Annotated in this window: 15 protein-coding genes and 1 pseudogene; 2 read left to right on the plus strand and 14 right to left on the minus strand. The window is 45.6% G+C overall.

The genetic code is table 11. The annotated features are described in order from the left end of the window. Positions 1–4: 4 nt before the first annotated feature. The 9 genes and pseudogenes from BG260_RS00005 to BG260_RS00040 all read right to left on the minus strand — a co-directional run bounded on the left by BG260_RS00005 (position 5) and on the right by BG260_RS00040 (position 9,710). Entirely contained in the window at positions 5–2,176 is a 2,172-nt protein-coding gene (locus BG260_RS00005) for a TonB-dependent receptor (protein ID WP_176719385.1), read from the minus strand. A gap of 312 nt (positions 2,177–2,488) precedes the next feature. After that, positions 2,489–2,821: a ribbon-helix-helix domain-containing protein gene (locus BG260_RS00010; RefSeq protein WP_069129892.1), complete on the minus strand. Its 333-nt coding sequence runs from the start codon at positions 2,819–2,821 to the stop codon at positions 2,489–2,491. Between the two features lie 2 nt (positions 2,822–2,823). Continuing rightward, on the minus strand, positions 2,824–3,261 hold the full coding sequence (locus BG260_RS00015; RefSeq protein WP_069129893.1) for a MerC domain-containing protein: 438 nt from the start codon (positions 3,259–3,261) through the stop codon (positions 2,824–2,826). Between the two features lie 62 nt (positions 3,262–3,323). Beyond that, positions 3,324–4,103 (minus strand): SMC-Scp complex subunit ScpB, encoded by a 780-nt coding sequence (gene scpB / locus BG260_RS00020; RefSeq protein ID WP_069129894.1) that lies wholly within the window; start codon positions 4,101–4,103, stop codon positions 3,324–3,326. Between the two features lie 76 nt (positions 4,104–4,179). Then, complete coding sequence (locus tag BG260_RS00025; RefSeq protein ID WP_083750000.1) at positions 4,180–5,118, minus strand: M14 family metallopeptidase; 939 nt, start codon at positions 5,116–5,118, stop codon at positions 4,180–4,182. Then, positions 5,115–7,043, minus strand: coding sequence for a CBS domain-containing protein (locus tag BG260_RS00030; RefSeq protein ID WP_069129895.1), 1,929 nt, complete (start codon positions 7,041–7,043; stop codon positions 5,115–5,117). Before BG260_RS00030 ends, BG260_RS00025 begins: the two co-directional genes overlap by 4 nt. 96 nt (positions 7,044–7,139) lie before the next feature. Next, entirely contained in the window at positions 7,140–8,975 is a 1,836-nt protein-coding gene (locus BG260_RS00035) for a PAS domain-containing sensor histidine kinase (RefSeq protein WP_342672930.1), read from the minus strand. After that, positions 8,970–9,107: pseudogene (locus BG260_RS14500) on the minus strand (hypothetical protein); the annotation flags it as partial. The pseudogene BG260_RS14500 and the gene BG260_RS00035, both read right to left, overlap by 6 nt. A 15-nt stretch (positions 9,108–9,122) precedes the next feature. Continuing rightward, positions 9,123–9,710 carry a PAS domain-containing protein gene (locus tag BG260_RS00040; protein WP_069129897.1) on the minus strand — a complete coding sequence of 196 codons (588 nt, stop codon included), beginning with the start codon at positions 9,708–9,710 and terminating at the stop codon, positions 9,123–9,125. 240 nt (positions 9,711–9,950) lie between these two features. Here BG260_RS00040 and BG260_RS00045 point away from each other — a divergent pair, with 240 nt between their 5' ends. Then, positions 9,951–10,772: a hypothetical protein gene (locus BG260_RS00045; protein WP_141691483.1), complete on the plus strand. Its 822-nt coding sequence runs from the start codon at positions 9,951–9,953 to the stop codon at positions 10,770–10,772. 287 nt (positions 10,773–11,059) lie between these two features. Here the strand turns inward: BG260_RS00045 and BG260_RS00050 are convergent, their stop codons facing one another. Beyond that, entirely contained in the window at positions 11,060–12,724 is a 1,665-nt protein-coding gene (locus BG260_RS00050) for a serine hydrolase domain-containing protein (protein WP_069129899.1), read from the minus strand. Positions 12,725–13,125: 401 nt separating this feature from the next. On the opposite strand from BG260_RS00050, the gene BG260_RS00055 reads away from it, so the two are divergent. Next, entirely contained in the window at positions 13,126–13,611 is a 486-nt protein-coding gene (locus BG260_RS00055; RefSeq protein WP_176719387.1) for a Fic/DOC family protein, read from the plus strand. On the opposite strand, the gene BG260_RS14085 is transcribed toward BG260_RS00055, so the two are convergent. The 4 genes from BG260_RS14085 to BG260_RS00070 form a co-directional block, all read right to left on the minus strand. Continuing rightward, a complete protein-coding gene (locus BG260_RS14085) occupies positions 13,592–13,765 on the minus strand; it encodes a hypothetical protein (protein WP_176719388.1) in 174 nt (57 codons plus the stop codon). The genes BG260_RS00055 and BG260_RS14085 overlap by 20 nt on opposite strands. Positions 13,766–13,897: 132 nt before the next feature. Then, positions 13,898–14,188 (minus strand): HigA family addiction module antitoxin, encoded by a 291-nt coding sequence (locus tag BG260_RS00060; RefSeq protein WP_069129901.1) that lies wholly within the window; start codon positions 14,186–14,188, stop codon positions 13,898–13,900. A 22-nt stretch (positions 14,189–14,210) separates the two neighbouring features. Continuing rightward, positions 14,211–14,501: a type II toxin-antitoxin system RelE/ParE family toxin gene (locus BG260_RS00065; protein ID WP_069129902.1), complete on the minus strand. Its 291-nt coding sequence runs from the start codon at positions 14,499–14,501 to the stop codon at positions 14,211–14,213. A gap of 314 nt (positions 14,502–14,815) precedes the next feature. Then, positions 14,816–17,272, minus strand: coding sequence for a heavy metal translocating P-type ATPase (locus BG260_RS00070; protein ID WP_069129903.1), 2,457 nt, complete (start codon positions 17,270–17,272; stop codon positions 14,816–14,818). Between the last annotated feature and the right edge of the window lie 15 nt (positions 17,273–17,287).

The raw sequence follows: 17,287 nt of genomic DNA on the forward strand, positions 1-17,287 counted from the left end.
TTATTCAAAACTCCCATCTCATCATTACGTTGAGATTTTGTCCCGGCATGGGGGCGTTCCGGTTTTCTACCCGGCTTAGGTGATCTCGGTATCTCTCATTAAGTAAATTATCCAGGCGCAAGCTGAGCGTTAACCCTTGCCCAAAGCGATACCCTGTATCTGCTCCCAGCAGGATATATCCGTCCGTTGGCTCTTCATTTGGAGCGGTTTTTTCCTGCTTGTTCACAACTCTGATACGCGGACCTGCATAAAACGAGCCATTATCGTACATCACCTCGGCACTGGTTCGAAATGGAGGAATAAAGGTGAGGTTTTCCCGGTTCCCGGAGCGTTCCCGGCCTCTCACATAGTCAAATCCCAGACCGGCAATCCAGTTGTTTGACAGCCGCACATCCGTGGTAAATTCAAAACCGTACATCAACGCCTCTTTTGAGCGGTATTCAAACACCGGAAGCCCACTGGGTTGATGCGTATCTCCTGTCGGCGAAAAGTCTACAAAATGATCAATCCGGTTTGCAAACAGTGAAAGCTGCCCTGATATTCTGTTTGAGAGATACTCCACAAATGCATCCGTGCCCAGGCTGAACTCATTGTTCAGAGAAGCGTTCCCGATATCAAACGAACCCGCCGCTGCATGAGGCGCAAACGAGTAGAGTTCTTCAATTGTTGGGGTTCGGTAGGCTCTCGCAAATTGCAACCCGGCGGTCCAGCTTGATGATGGAGAATAATTCAGGCCCAATGCACCTGAGAAAATCAGATCTGAACGGTCTTCAAAATCATCAGCGTTGGTAAAAAGATCGTTGGTCGTTACAAACGTCTCTTTAAACTCCAGACGGGTACCGGCTTTTAACGTCAAAGTTTGGGTAAGGCTCAGCTCTTCATAAAGGTATCCGGCAATAAAATAGCCGTTGGCGTTGGGAGTGAGGGCTTCCTCTCCGCCCACTTCTATTTCAGAGTAGTTAAAACTGAGTCCAGCTGCTCCCTCCAGCTTTCCAACGGGACGGTGCCTCAATACCAGCGAACTGCTCAATGATTGTTGTGCAAAGGAGATACCGATATCCTCTGTTGTCTCACTACCCATTCGCTCAATTTCAAACTCATCGTGTTGATAATCGCTTAGGTGCAGACGAAACTCGGCATGGTCAAAAAACCGGTCCATCTTCAGGGTCGAAATGCTCTGAATATTTGTGCGATTCATTCGGATTTCAATCGATTCATTCGGATCCTCGATCGCCTCCGGCAATCCGTACGTATAATCCATGCCTGAAATGGACAGGCCGGTTTCAAAATCACCCGCTCGATATCCGGCTCCACCGCCAAAGCTGATATTTTGTATAGCGGTATCCGGCAGCCTGCCATCCGGTGTTCTGAGGTCTCCTCCATCGCGGTAGATCAGGCGGCCTGTAACCGCAAAACGATCCGTACCATACTGAGACCTAAGAAGTCCGGCACCCATCTTATTCATCGTTGAGATGTGAGTAGCAATGGATGATGACGTTCCGCTTTCCCACTCTCTCGGCAAATCGTTGCTGAACATATTCACCACACCACCGATTGCGCTGGAACCGTAGAGTAAACTGGCCGGTCCACGTATTACTTCCACACGATCCATCGCCAGCGGATCAAGAGCCACGGCGTGATCGACCGCCGTCCCGGAGAGATCTCCCATCCGTTCACCGTTTTGCATAACCAAAACACGATCCCCGTCAAATCCGCGTATGACCGGCCTCGCGGGAGCAGAGCCAAATGATCGTGTCGTTACTCCCGGGGTTCCGTCCAGAATCTCACCCAAACTTGGAGCCGCCTTCTGCTGAAGCTTTTCCGCATTAATTGATTGAGCTGGCTGATACTGGATGTTTCGGCCAATCGGTGAGCTGGTTACAATTACGTCATCAGACTGAATCGTCTCAATTTCCATCTCTATCAAAAGATGATTCTCCAAAGGAAAATCAACCTCAAGTGTTACGGTTTTAAAACCGACTGATGAAACAATCAGAGTATAAACTCCTTCCTCAAGTTCCATGAATTCAAATTCACCATTTTCGTCTGTTGAAACTCCCAACCCTTGGTTCTCCAATACGACAGTTGCTCCCGGAATTGGCTCTAAAGCAGATCCTTCCACTATTTTCCCTTTTAATACAGAATCTGCCGGAGTCGCTATTGATCTTTCTATCACGGATAAAAAGATCAAGGTGACAAAAAATATCGTTGCTGAAACAGTAGAACTATTCTTGCCACTCATAATTTTTAGATTAAATAATATTATTTTTAGTCTTGTCTAAAAATAATATTATTTATACGAAAGAACAACATGGAAAAGCGGGAACATCTCTATAGATATTAAAAAGGGTTGAGATGTCTACGTCTAAAACAACGGTGTAACAGACTAGTGATCCCTTGAAATTATGTGATCCAAGATATCGCTGCTCAACAGGGAGGCTGGCTTGTAAATTCTAAACTTCGATCAGACTATAACAATGAATACAGCTTACGATTGACTCTCCACACAGACCGAACACTCCACCCACTCCTCACTCGGAATTTCCCGAATGGCACGGGGACTGGTTCCTCTCTCAAAAACCGGTTTAAACAGAATCTCTCCCTCATGTTTTGAGGTACCGCAGGTGTGGCAATTTACATCATGATCAGCCTTTACAGGTGTGTACCCGCTGATTACCCATCCGTCGTGATTCTGGTGTGTGGCTAAACTTTCCAGTGCGGCACGTACTGTCTGAGACTTATTTCCGCCATAATATTTTTCGGCAAGTTTACTTAGCAGTTCAACGGTAGAATTATCAAGTGTGAAGTTGAGTCGTTTCATAATCAGTCCTGATGAATGTGTTCTTCTGCTACCGGGTGATGTTTATGGGATGCTACTTTACACGTTCGGTGATGCTTGTAGTTTTTCCAATGGCCGGCAATCAGTATTGTACTCCCGATGATTGTTGAGGTCGTTTCAAACCAGTAGCCGATCCAGAAGTGCCCGGCCAGCCAGCCAACCAGAATCAAAACAAACCCGACTCCAAGAAGCCTTACAATGTCACGGTCGTAGTGGCTTCTGCGTGCCGCATAAAATATTGTAGGGGCAATGAGCAAGATAAAAATAGGATGAGCCCAATCATGCAAAATCGGGGATAGTGAGGTTAGCGGTAGAACGGCAACAAGCACAGGTAAAAAAAGGCAATGAATTGCACAGATTACAGAAACGCTAATGCCAAATCGGTCCCACAGAACCGAATTTGTGATACTTTTTTCAGACAAGGAGTGGAAATTTGGGTCTTGTTTTTAGTGTGTACTAATATACACACTTTTATCACACTTTATCAATTCCCACTTTTAGGGCTCCCTTCATCTGAATCATCGGGATTCTTTTCACCGGATAGTTCTTCAGATTCCTCACCATTTTGTTCAGGATCTTCCCCTTCGTGTTCCCCAAATTTATCGAGAAACTCTTCCAGAATTTCATCGGCTTCATCGGTCTCGTCTATCTCCATTTGCCGTTCCATCAGCAGTCGACGATGCTCGGCCATGTCATCATCTTTCAGAATTTCATCTATTTCACGCGGTTTCGGCAGTTCTGTCACCGAGTTTATCCCAAAATGCTTCAGAAAATAGTCGGTGGTTTTATAGAGCAGCGGTTTACCGGGAGAGTCTGCCCTGCCGGATACTTTTACAAGCATTTTTTCCAAAAGCTGACGCAGGATATACCCGGAGTCCACCCCGCGGATCTGGTCTACTTCGGGCTTGGTAATAGGCTGACGGTAAGCAACGATTGCCAGCGTTTCAATGGCCGATTGTGAGAGCTTACGATAGGCATTCTCATGCTGAAAAATACTGAGCCAGGGATGATAACGCGGCTGGGTGACGAATGTATACCCACCGCCTGTTTTTTCAATCCGAAAGCTCAAATCATTCTCTTCATACCGATTATTGAGTTGATCCACGATTCTCTGAATGACTGTTTCATCCGGCTCTATCTCCTCTTCACTTTCGTGAATGATAGATGATAGCTTATCCCATGATATGGGATCAGGACTGGCAAAGATCAATGCCTCAACTACGGATGTGAGCCGGGTACCGTCAACAAATCGAAAATCTAACATTTCTCAGAAGTAAATTGATATGTGTGAATCGAGTGTGCAAAAGATAGTGCGAATCAGTTTAAGGCAAAAGTAAAGATCAAACCTCTCTGACGATAAAAAAGCCATCATCTCCCTGGTCCTGGTAAAGCGGCATCAGCATGTAACCTTCGCAGGGTGAAAAGATTTGCCCCGACTCGTCATTCGCCAGCCACTCACCCTTTCTCACCCGCTGAAAGTTCTCGAACCCCGGACGCATGACAAACTGATCTTCCGGTTCAATAATGTGTTTGTACACAAGTTCAACCTTTTGTGGCAGATGCATTGCCTCTTTCCGAATATGCTTGCGATACGCCCCAAAATCCTTGAGCAGGGCAGGCTGAATCAACCCAAATCGTTCACTCAGCAGAAGCAAAAACGCAACCATGTTCGTCAGCGTACGACTTTCGTGGTGCATCCCTCCCTCAAATGCCATGGCTGTGTGTCCCCGCTCGTGGAAATATCGAAGAGCCGTACCCTGCAGGGCATCATCAATCCCAAAAATCATTGGGGTTGATAACCCAACCAGTTTATCACTCCGTTCTCCACGCGGGGTAATGAGAAATAGCCCACCCGGGGCCGAAAATGAGTGCAGGTCCACAAAGATAACTTCACGTTCCGATTGCAGAATGTAGGGGTCGAGCTCTTTCAGTAGCTCTTTGATCTGTTGCCGTTCGCTGGTCAGCATCTTCCCTGTTGGGGTTCTTCGAATTTTATCAAGGATGCTTGGATACCAGATACGGTTCATATCCTCATCCAGATATCGCACCCGTTTTTGCAGTGCCGGCATATTGGCTGCAATCCCCAAAAATTCACCGGCGGTTAATCCGCCCGACTGCTCCAGCAACTCATTCACTTTTCGAACGGCGGCCACACCGTAATTTTCATTTCCATGCATGCCGGCCAGTGCCACAATCACAGCACCGTCCCGATCCTTTTTGAAATGGGAAAGCAGCCGGTAATTCCGGTCTACTTTTTCTTTTTCAGCTGCCTGACTCATTCCTGCTCGTTTTTCCGTTTATCCAATACCCTGAGCAATCTTTTGGTGATTGTCATGTAATTCTGTTCCGTAATTACTCCTACTAAACGGTTATTCTTCACTACCGGGAGGCAGCCAATCTGCTGTTCATCCATAATTTCGATCGCTTCCAGAATGGATGCCTCCGGGTGAATCGTAATCGGGTTTTTGATCATAATATCGTCTACCGAGGTACTTTCATCCGATTTCCCGTGGATCACATTGTTGTATTCGCGAAAAACCTTCCGCATGGTAATCAGCCCAACCAGATGCTTGCTGTCGTCCTCAACCGGTACGTAACGAATTCGACGCCAGTCGATCAGGTTTGCCACAAGTTCCAGAATGTCATCTTTTTGAACAGTGAAAAGATCGGTCGTCATAAACTCCTCAACCAGCAGTGTATGAGGCTGCCAGTTCTCCATATCGTCCACTTTGGCAAGTCCCCATTTGTGAACCGGTTCACCCTTTTTCTGATTTTTCACCATGGCGTTGGTCACCGCTGTTAACGCCTGTTCACGAGATACCTTTTTCGAAAGCTCATTATACGACTTGACCATCCAGAAACTTCCGGTCTGCCCCGAATCTGCCCGATCTTCAATTATATCGAGATAGCTGGAAATATCGCCGCTGTCTACGCCGGCCTTCTCCAGACCTTCACGGGCGATAGGAAGCAACTCTTCATTGATCAGCTCCACGGCAGAATAGCGCTTATCGTTCATCCACCGGAATTTCGTATCCAGCCCCATCTTGGAGGCTGCAAAAAAGTTCATTCGAACATCATCAAAATCGAGTTTTGTGTGAATATTGGGATAGTGATCCCCCATTCCGTTCAGCAATCCGAGCCAGAATGCGGCATTGGCAATTTCGTCGGATACGGTTGGCCCGGAAGGAAATACCCGATTTTCAATTCGAAGGTGAGGTTTTCCGTCACTAATACCGTAACACGGACGATTCCACCGGTATACGGTGCCATTATGAATTTGCAGAGCCCGAAGCTCCGGGATCTCACCCTTTTCCAGCATCTCCTCTACATTTTCATTTACATCGGAGCTCAAAATTACACGATACCGCGCAATATCTTCGCGATAGATCTCCAGAATACTCTCCTTCACCCAGTCATTCCCAAAGGTTACCCTTGGGCTGGAATCGCGTAGATGATCTCCAACCTGGCGTGTATCCACAGACTGATGAAATAGGGCAATCCGGGTTTCACTCCATAAACGCTTTCCAAACAGTAGCGGAGAGTTGACCGCCGCCGCCAAAACCGGTCCGGCAATAGCCTGTGCCAGATTATACTTTTCTACAAACTCGTCGGGACTCACCTGAAGATGAACCTGAAAACCGGTATTTGAGGCCTCCAGAAGTGGCGTATCAAAACGCATCAGAAGTTCATCAGCTCCCTGAATTCTGAGGTCATACTCCTCACCTCGAAGTTTGTTGATCGCATCACAGAGTGCACGGTAGCGCGGCAAAGGAGTCAGGTTTTTGATATCAAGATCAGACTTACGAATGGTCGGCAAAACTCCGGCCAGGGCTATATCCCCTTTCATCTGCTGAATGGCATTTCGAATCTTCTCAAGCTTTTCAAGAATTTCATCTTCGAGCTTGCTTAGACATTTCCCCTCAAACCGCTGCGGGGTCAGATTGGCTTCCAGGTTGAATCGGGCAAGCTCTGTAGTGAAACCATTCCCGTCCAGCTTATCCATCAGCTCCATGGCAATGGGCGACGGTTTTGCATGTTCATCAATCAGGCATACTTCCTGCTCTGCTCCTATCCGAATATTGTCGATTTCGAACCAACCTTCGTTCAGCATTTTTTCCATTGCACGAACGTCGCGCAGCAGATATTTAAGAAATTGCTGCGACTGCTCTTTCGATTCCGGTAGTTGTACTCGTTCGTCGCCCATAGACAATTATTTTAAGGTTGTTTCAATAATTGAATAAATGCGGCGTAAAGCAAGTCTATTTTTTTGAAGGGGTGTTAATTATTACTTTGTCCTCTACTAAACATTTCGAGATACTACGGAGCCATTTTGATCATTCACTTTGAATGAAATATTGTACGATGTTCCATCTATTGTAGAGAGCTCAACATCTGCCTCCAATTGGCTGATAAATGTATCAATCAACGTATGGCCAAGTGATGAGGGGTCGCGGTTCTCCGAGTCAAACCCTACACCGTTATCCGAAATATTAAGAATTACCCGCTCATCTATTTGTTTTAAATTGATGTACACTTTCCCATTCTCTCTGCCTTTAAAGGCATGTTTCAATGAGTTGATTAAAATTTCGTTGACCAGTAACCCAACCGGCATGGCCTGATTTATACCGATCGATACATCGTCCAAGTCCAGTTGAAGGTCAATGTCTGTAGAGTACTCATCATCAAAAACATCGAAAATACTTTCAGTCTGTTTTAGGATATTCTCTTTCAGGGAGATATCGGAAAAGTTTTCAGACTGGTAGAGCTGTTCATGAATAAGCGCCATCGACTTGATCCGGTTGATGCTTGAGTTTAATATATCTGCAACTGCATCATCTTTGGCTGAATAAATTTGCAGTTGCAGTAAACCGGAGATGACCGCAAGGTTGTTTTTTACCCTATGGTGAATTTCTGATAAGAGTGCCTCCTTCTCCCGGAGTGACTCAATGACTTTTTGTTCTGCTATCTTCCGGTCGGATATGTCACGCCACACTACATACATCTGTTCACGCCCACTCTGTTCCGGCAACATCGTGATTACAACTTCAACATGTACAGGAGTCCCGTCTTTCTTTTTATGAACCCATTCAAATCGTTGAGATTCATTCTGCTCAGTCTTATTGAGAATCTCTTGCTGCCGCACTTCCGATAATGTTCCGTCCGGCTGTTTTTCCGGAGAGATATCAACCGGAGTCTTGCCTACGAGATCATGTTTCTTTTCATAGCCCAGAAATTTAATTGCTGCCCGGTTACAGTCTACAATGGTATTCCCAAAAAAGACTAAACTGGGATCAGATGAACGCTCAAACAGATTCCGGTACTTTTTCTCAGACAGCTGCAGTGCCTTTTCGGCCTTCACTCTCTCGGAAATATCAATATGGGTACCCGAAAGACGGATCGGATTCCCCATTTCATCCCTCTCCACAATTTTGCCCCGATCATTAATCCACACCCAATGCCCCTTTTTGTGCTGCATTCGAATTCGGGTTTCGAAGTAGGGACTTTCATCATCCCGAAGTTCATTAATCAACCTCACCGTTGACTTTAAATCAGTGGGGTGCATCAGATTTTTCCAGGTATCGATATGAAATTCAAGCTCTTTCAGATCATACCCGAGCATTTTTGCCCACCAATCGTTTATAATCAGCTCATCAGTCCGTAAATCCCAATCCCATGTCCCTGCTTTCATCGCCTCCAGCGCCAACTCAAGGCGTTCATGCGTTCGATTGATTTCTTGCCGGAAATTAACTTCTGAGGTGATGTTTCTCGACACTCCAAGAATATCCGTTCTTCCACCATGCTCCAGCAGATTCAGACGGGTGTGATAATACGTTTTAGCCTCTTGATCCTTCTCAACACTCCATTCATAGCTTAAGGGCCGGCGAGTTTGCAGTACCTGCTTTACGGCATCCAGGTGAACTCTGCCCCTCTCCTCACCAAATATTTCAATCGCATCCTTACCGATTAAAAAATCCGTATCAATCTCATCTGACCACGCCCCATAGAGGGCTGTGTGCCGTCCCTCAGAGTCTAATGTAAAGACGATGTCATCAAACGAATGGACCAGTTTTTCAAATTTTTCGACATTCCGGCGTAGCTGTGCCTCGCGCTCAACCTCTTCTGTCACATCCCGCACCGAGCCAATAATCCTGATGACCTCCCCTTCCCGGTTTTTAACCGCCCTGCTTTTGGTTCGAACCCACTTCTTATTTCCTTTCAGATCTATGAATTGAACGGTCAAATCGTAATCTCTGCCATCATTCAAACATGCTCTAAACGCTTCCTAAACTCTCTTTTGTGCTTCAGGCGGGTAACACTTCAAACTCTCCTTATCATGCTCTTTAATATTCCGTTTTTCAAAACCATGGATCCGATAAAGCTCTTCTGACCAGAAAAACTCACCTTCTGCAACATCATACTCCCATCCGCCCGTATTACTGAGCTGCTCAATGCTGTTTAAAATCCTCTCGCGTCTTTCCGAACTCTGCAGACGTTCTTTATCTTCGGTTACATCCTGCTTAACGGCAATATAATTAACTACCTCATCCGCTTCATTCAATACCGGCTTGATGGTAGCTTTCTCCCAGTAAAGTGAGCCATCCTTCTTTTTATTGAGCAGTTCACCTTTCCAGGTTTTTCCGGACTCTATTGTGCTCCATAACTGTTTATAAAGTTCATCAGACTGATAACCGGATTTTAATATCCGAGGATTTTCACCCAGTAACTCATCCATAGAATATCCGGTCAGTTCGGTGAAAAATTTATTCACATAGATAATCTTCCCATCTCTGTCTGTAATCACAATAGAGGCCGGAGTCTGTTCCAGTGCCGAACGGAACAGTGTAGAATTTAACTGTAAATGAGATTTCATTTGAGAACTTGGTTTCCCCTCTTCAAAGAGAGTGATCTTTTATAGTAACTCCCTCATCTCTATTAACCTAATAAAACATTGTTAATATTTTATAAACCAAACTTTCATTGCCTGCCTTTAGGCTCATTCACCTTACCCGTACACCTGTTGTTTGATTAACCCCACTTTTTAATTTGGAACATTTTCGCCTCTCAACGAATAAAATCCCAAACGTAAACCCCAACAAACGATTACTTGATTATGCGACGTTTTAGCTACATAACCACACTTTTTGCAATAGCAGGATCCCTTCTGCTCATGTCGTGCAGCAACACTACCGGTTCGTTCGAAGATCAACCTCCACATTTACCGCCGGCAGAGTCGATGAATATGGATTTCTCCCTATTTGAGGATGAAAATTCTGATACCGGTAAAGAGAATCTGAGCATTAATAACGAATCGTACAGCCATTTTTTGAATGCCGCCGTTCGGGCAGCTGTTTTAAAAACTATTGTTGATGTAAACCTGATCATTCCTAAATCGCTGTACATCGCTGCAGAAAATGCAGACCCTGAATTAAACGAAGACGGTGAATGGACCTGGACCTACTCATCACAGGCAAGTGGTAACACTTTTAATGTTCGTCTGGTCGCTTCAGAATCAAACGGTGCAATATCATGGCAAATGTATCTGACCGGCTCAGCCATGGAGTTAGATAATATTCTTCTTTTTGACGGTGAGGTATCACCGGACGGAACCGAAGGTCGATGGACCTACTATGCCATCTTTTGTGATCATGCAGGAAGTGCCGTATCCCGGGTTGATTGGTCTGTTGATAATGAGGAGAACCTATCCCTAAGACTGGAAGTTCTATCCGATCGAAATGGTAATCTGGGAGACTACATCGAGTACATTTTTGATGCACCTGTTAAAACAGCCACTTATTACAACGCCGGAGAAGATCAACTGACAGAAATTGAGTGGAACAGCGAAACCAAAGCCGGATTCCTGATTGCACCCAATTACAATAACGGAGAACAGGCGTGCTGGGATAGTAATTTTCAGAATGTAGAGTGTGGTTAAGTTTCTAAAGCAAATATAGTTCTACTAAAACCGCCAGATTAATTCCCCTCCTTATGAAGAGCCTGTCCCGAAAACTATCGGGAAGGGGTTCGAGGTGGTTGGGCCGGTATTTTCTTCTTCGGAAATAGATGAAAATTTATTTTTTTCTTGTTTGAACCACCCCTTAATCCCCTCCTTGGAAAGGAGGGGAAATCTTCTTCAACAAAAGAAAATGTGATGTTGACGCTATGAGATCAGAAATAGCTGACTCATATTGCTGCTTTACTTGAATACCGAGCAGCAATTTATCAATCCTGCTTCTCAAACCTGAGATCATACACCCTTCCCGAACTGTAGATAAACTCCATGACTCCATTACTTCCCGGCACAAATCGGATCAGTCCCAATCCCCGGGCCGAGAAGGTGTTCTCATAAAGCGGTTCGAGTTCAAAGGTGTCGGCCGGTCTGCGATGCGCTATCAGTTGATCACCCCGCAGTTCAATTCTGATTTCTGTTTCTGCATCCGAACTCACATAAACACCTTCAAAATTGGACCAGGACTCATCAAATTCTGGCGCAGGTTTTTCAGGATTCAGAATCTCCTCTTCAAATCCTTCCCGAATCACCTGAATGTGCAGATCTCCACTTCCCTGATCAACGAAGCGATATAAGGTGTCTGAATTTCCGACCCGAACTTCACTGCCGGAAATCGGATAAAGTGTTGTATTGCCGTTCAGTTTTAACTCTCCAGCTTCCCAGGTTATCTCCGTAGCCCGGTAGTTTCTCGGGTCGCTCCAGATTCCGGTCCACTCTTTAAGTTGTTCATCACTGCGGCGAACCGTTCCTTTTTCAGGTTGGGATTCATCACCGTCCGGTTCCTCAAGAAAAACATCCGAAACGGCACTGCCCAGGCTTCCCGGACTAGCACCCGTAACGTTACATAGCAGGGCAACCGCAAGGTCAGATTCCGGGTAGATGCTCAGATAAGCTCTGTACCCGCTGGTGGCTCCGGTGTGGGTAATCTGACGATATCCATGATCCTCATCCACGCGAACACCTGAGGCGTAGGCAATGGTTCTTCCGCTTTCGAGCACTCCCTGTGTTACAAGTTCCTCATGAAAATCCTCACCAAAATAGTTTGATTGAATAGCAGACGTCCAGGTTAGTAAGTCACCAATTGTTGTCAGCAATCCCCCATTTCCGTGCACGTGTTCAATGGGGCGGTTGATGGTGTACTCCTCATCACCCGCACGGCCGCTATAGGCTGAACTTCTCCCTTTCACAATCCGGGTATAGTCGTCCCTCCACTGAGTAGACGTCATACCAAGCGGATCAAATATTTTACGATTGGAATAATCCGCAAACGATGTTCCTGTGATTCGTTCAATCGCAATCGCCATCAGGTTGTATCCGGTGTTGCTGTAGGAGTAGCGTTCACCCGGCGGAAAATTGAGCCGAGTCTGCCGGCTCACAATATCCAGCACATGATCGTGGTTATGGGTTCGGTTAGAACGTCCCCAGCCGGAAATGGACGCCACACTCCCCCAGTCTCTCAGTCCCGATGTGTGGTTCAACAGATGACGCCAGGTTATGGTATCTCCGTAGTCGGGAAGTTCGGGGATGATATTCCGCACATCATCCTCCAGCGAAATCTCACCTTCAAGTGACAACAGAATCAACGAGGCAGCCACAAACTGTTTGGATACCGATCCCGCTTCAAAAATGGTAGAGGGTGTGTTGGGAACCGGGTTTTCCAGGTCCGCCATCCCGTAGGCTCTCATAACGAGTGGGCGTCCTTCCTGCGAGATTCCAACCGCGCAACCGGGTGTGGTTTCAGAATTCCAGTCACTGAAAATGGAATCGAGCTGAGCAATAGAAGAACTGTCGGCAAAGGTTTGAGAAAACAGATCCGACGGAGCAAACAGTAAAAACAGACCGATCAGATTTATTAGTAGAATTTTAATAGAGGCCATTGAATTGGAGTATAGATTGAAAGGTAACCGTTAATCGTAAACCAGCCTTAAATCTAACAAACCTTACTGATCAATCAAGGCCCTTTGCAACTTTTGACAGACTTTCGGTTCGATATAAAGTGGGAAATGAGATTTGAGATTTTTCTTTTGGGAACTAACGGTTCGCCAAATCCGGCATCGAGATTCGAAACCTCGCTGCTTGCTTATAGTCATAAATCTACTGTAGAATTATCCCGAAAGCTTATGGGAGCGTTGATTTGCCTTGATATAATGCGATTCCCCCGATTTCATAGTATCATTGAGCTATGAAATACCACACCTAAATCTGAAGATGAGATTCTACCGAATAAGCTCGGATTAAAAATCCCGAGAAAATCGCAGAAGAAGAATATCGTGGATTTTTGCGAGCTGAAATCAAGTTCGAATCGGAACTGGATAATATTAGCCATTTTAACTGGGAGCTTATTTCATCGATTCACAAAACAGCCTTTAATCATCTGTATGAGTTTGCAGGAGAGTTGCGGCAAATTAATTTGTCAAAAGGTGGATTCATGTTTCCCGCTGTAAAATTTCTCCCATCTGTTGTAGAGGAATTTGAAATAGAATTCCTAAATGCATTACCAGACTCATTTGAAGAGTATGAGCAACTAATCAATCATGTTGCACCACTCCATGCGGAACTTCTATTTATTCATCCATTCAGGGATGGAAATGGACGTACAGCATGGTTTTTTGTCGACCTGATTGCTTTAAAAAGTGGATTCGACCACTTTAATTTTGAAAAGATTACCGAGGAAAGAATGCCGGAATATATTGAATCGGTTCAGGCTGCAGCAGATAAGAATTATGAACCAATGACCCGGCTTTTCAGGAGTTTGAAGAAGTAGAACTTTTTTGAAACTCCTGTACCACTTCACGTCGAATTTGTTCAGCTCTCTTCTTTGGGATATTCATCCCTTCAATTTGAAATGAAGCTCTTTGAGACATCATAGCTTCACGGGAAATGGTATCGATATTTTTCTTTTTGGAAGCTGATTTCATAAATACAATACACGAAAATTTGAGCTCAAACTGTAGAAGTTGATGAGCATTATAACGGTATGGTGTTTCTGCGGCGGGGCTAGATATTAACCATCGAGCTAGCAAATGCTTACCGATCGCACGAACCGCTGGTTATGCCTGAACAGTTTTTAGGGATTTAATGTGTCTATTTGGACGATTTGATGACAGATCGTGCATAGACTGTAAATTCAGCCAAAATTCAGGAGAGGTATCGAACGCCTCGGATAGCAGCCAGGCTGTATCCGGAGAGACTCCTCTTTTACCTCTCACAATTTCATTAACCCGCTGGATCGGTATGTCCAGATGATCCGCCAACTCCTTCTGAGTTAGTCCCATTGGCTCAAGATATTCTTTGAGCAGAATGGTTCCGGGATGTGTGGTTACTCTATTTTTTGGAATCATGATGATTCACCCATGTTATTCATTAATGATAATCGACAATAGCAACGTCATAAGCATTGGAATCCTGCCAGCGGAATACGATTCTCCATTGGGCGTTGATACGAATGCTATGATAACCCTTGTAATCAGCCCGCAATGCTTCTAGCCTGTTGCCGGGTGGAGATCTCAAATCGTCAAGAGAAGTAGCTGCATTCAGTATATCCAGTTTATAGGTGGCGGATTCAAGAATTTGGGTCGGGAGCTTCCTGACTTTGCTGCTTGAAATGCCATGAAACAAGTCTGACGTTGCTTTATCTTCGAATGTTTTGATCATTCTTCAATTTAATGGATTAACGGTATCCATGCAACGAAATTGTTTAGTGAGGGCATAACGGTCTGCGGTTTAACCGGCTTGGCCTTATTGACAAGTAATGTAACTAAAACTGGGAATTTTTATCAGCCAACAAATTTTGAACCGGCAAACAGCGGCCAAGTCCGCGTTGAAACCGTTGTTATGCCCACAAGATAGACTGCTTATAATTTAATGGAAGATCAATGCTCGTGTCCACCTTCTCCTTGTTTCATTTCGGCCAGCAGGATAAGTACAACAGCGTGGTGTTTTAAGGTTGTTGACCTTAGAAATTAAAATCAGCTTTTATACCCCAACAACCTCAACGCATTAAACACAACCACCAGCGTAGACCCTTCGTGAGCCATCACGGCCGGGCCAATACTCAATCCCAAAATTGTTGCGGGTATCAGGATCACAACCATGCCCAGGCTTATCCACAGGTTTTGTTTAATAATGGTTTTGGTTTTGCGGCTCAACCCAATGGCAAAAGGAAGTACGGAAAGCTTGTCGGCCATCAATGCTACATCAGCAGTTTCGAGCGCTACATCCGAACCGGCAGCCCCCATCGCAATCCCTACGGTGCTGTTGGCCATGGCGGGAGCATCATTAACACCATCACCTACCATTGCAACTTCACCCTCGCTATTTCTAAGTTCTTTTATAGCTTCCACCTTGTCCTCCGGCAGCAGGTTCCCTTTGGGATCATCTATGCCTATAGTTTTGGCTACGGCATCGGCTACCCGCTGGTTATCGCCGGTTAGCATAATCAGGTGCGAAAGCCCGATAGTTCGTAATTGTTGAATGACCTTTTTGGCGTCTTCCCGCGGAGTATCCATCAGTCCGATGATTCCAAGGTAACGCTCATTGTAGCGTACCACCATGGTTGTCTTTCCTTCCTCTTCAAGCTTTTTTACCTGGTCTTTTAATTCGTTGGGAATTTTTGTGCCTTCGGCTTCTTCAAAAAGCTTTAAATTTCCAATAAAAACCTGAGCACTATGTAGTATGGCTTTAACCCCCTTACCGGTAACAGATTCCAAATCTTCTGCTTCGGGAAGTTCCGTTCCATTCAATTTATCTTTTCCATCTCTGACTACCGCAACCGCAAGGGGATGATCACTAAGGCTTTCTATTGCTACGGCCGTAGAAAGCAGTTCCTTCTCATCGGAATCGTCAAAAGGAATTACATCTGTTACCCTCGGTTTTCCCTCGGTCAGGGTTCCGGTTTTGTCAAAAGCCAGAGCTTTGAGGCCCCCCAGATTTTCCAGCGGGCGTCCTCCTTTGATGAGCACTCCACCTCGCGCCGCACGCGCCACCCCGCTTAGTACCGCACTGGGTGTGGAAATGGCCAATGCGCAGGGACTGGCAGCTACCAGCACGGCCATTGCCCGGTAAAAACTGTCTGCAAAAGGTTCATCAACGATCAGAAAGGCAAAGTGAAGTACGACCACCAATACCAGTACCGAAGGCACGAAATATTTTTCGAATTTATCGGTGAATTGCTGAGTGGGTGATTTTTGTGTTTCGGCTTCGTTCACCAGCGTTATCAATCGGGAGAGCGTTGAGTCTTTTGAAAGTTTGGTGACTTTAACTTCCAGGCTACCGTTCCCATTGATAGTCCCGGCAAAGACCCGATGCTTGTCTTCAATCGAATCCGGTTTTTGTTCGATGGTGTCCATGTCGGCGAACTCCATTTTGTCTGCCGGTACGCTTTCGCCGGTAATGGGAGCTTGGTTTACGCTGCTTTCGCCGTTGATGATGACTCCGTCAGCGGGAATTTTGCTGTTTGGTTTAATGACAATCACATCACCGATATCGAGCTTTTCCACAGGAACTTCCTCGGTATCTCCGTCTGTTTTTCTCAACGCGGTTTTGGGAGCCAGGTCGGCAAGGCCCTTAATGGCATCGCGAGCGCGACCCATGGCATAATGTTCCAGTGAGTGACCGAGGCTGAACAGAAACAGCAGCAATGCACCTTCGGCCCATTCACCAAGAATAGCAGCTCCAATAGCAGCCACAACCATCAGGAAGTCAATTTCAAAATTTCCTTCTTTTACTTCGGTAAACGATTCCTGCACCAGGTAAAAACCGCCAAAGAAATAGGCACCGATATATATAGCCAGGGAAGCCCATTCAGGAAATCCGTCCACAAACGAAAGTCCGAAGCCTACCCCAAGAAGTCCTCCAGATATCAGCGAAAAGATTAACTCCGTTTTCTCTCCAAATATACCGCCATGTTCGTGTTTGTGGTCATGATCATGAACTTCCGCTGTTTCTTCGTGTTCTTTCTCTTTTGAAGAAGGCGTTTTTTTAACGCTCTTTGAGCGAAACCCCATTTCATACAGTTTACCAAGCAACGCATCATCAAAGGTTGAATCGCGGTTGAACTCGATACGAATCCGGCCCGTCGCAGAGGCGTATGCATCCACAACACCGGGTAGTTTGTTCAGGCGTTGGGTGATAGAGCGTGCGTGGCGGGATTGACGAATGCCGGATACTTCTATCATCAAGTGACCAAAAGTATCGTGAAGTTTGGCTCCAGTAGTTTGGGCTATTTCTTTGATGCGTTGAAGGGTAACCACGTTAGGATTGTAGTGGATGCAAAGAATGGTGTCTCCATCCTCATCCGATTTTACATGAGCGTAAGAGATACCGTTCCTGCTTTCAAGGGCGCCGATGAGACGTGGAACGCAGGGATCATCGCTATCGGGGATATCCGGCAGCAAAACCGGCAATTCAATGGTTAATTTTTTCATAATACCGTAAAATTT

This window comes from Rhodohalobacter halophilus (genome assembly GCF_001715195.1).
Classification (GTDB): Bacteria; Bacteroidota; Rhodothermia; order Balneolales; family Balneolaceae; genus Rhodohalobacter; species Rhodohalobacter halophilus.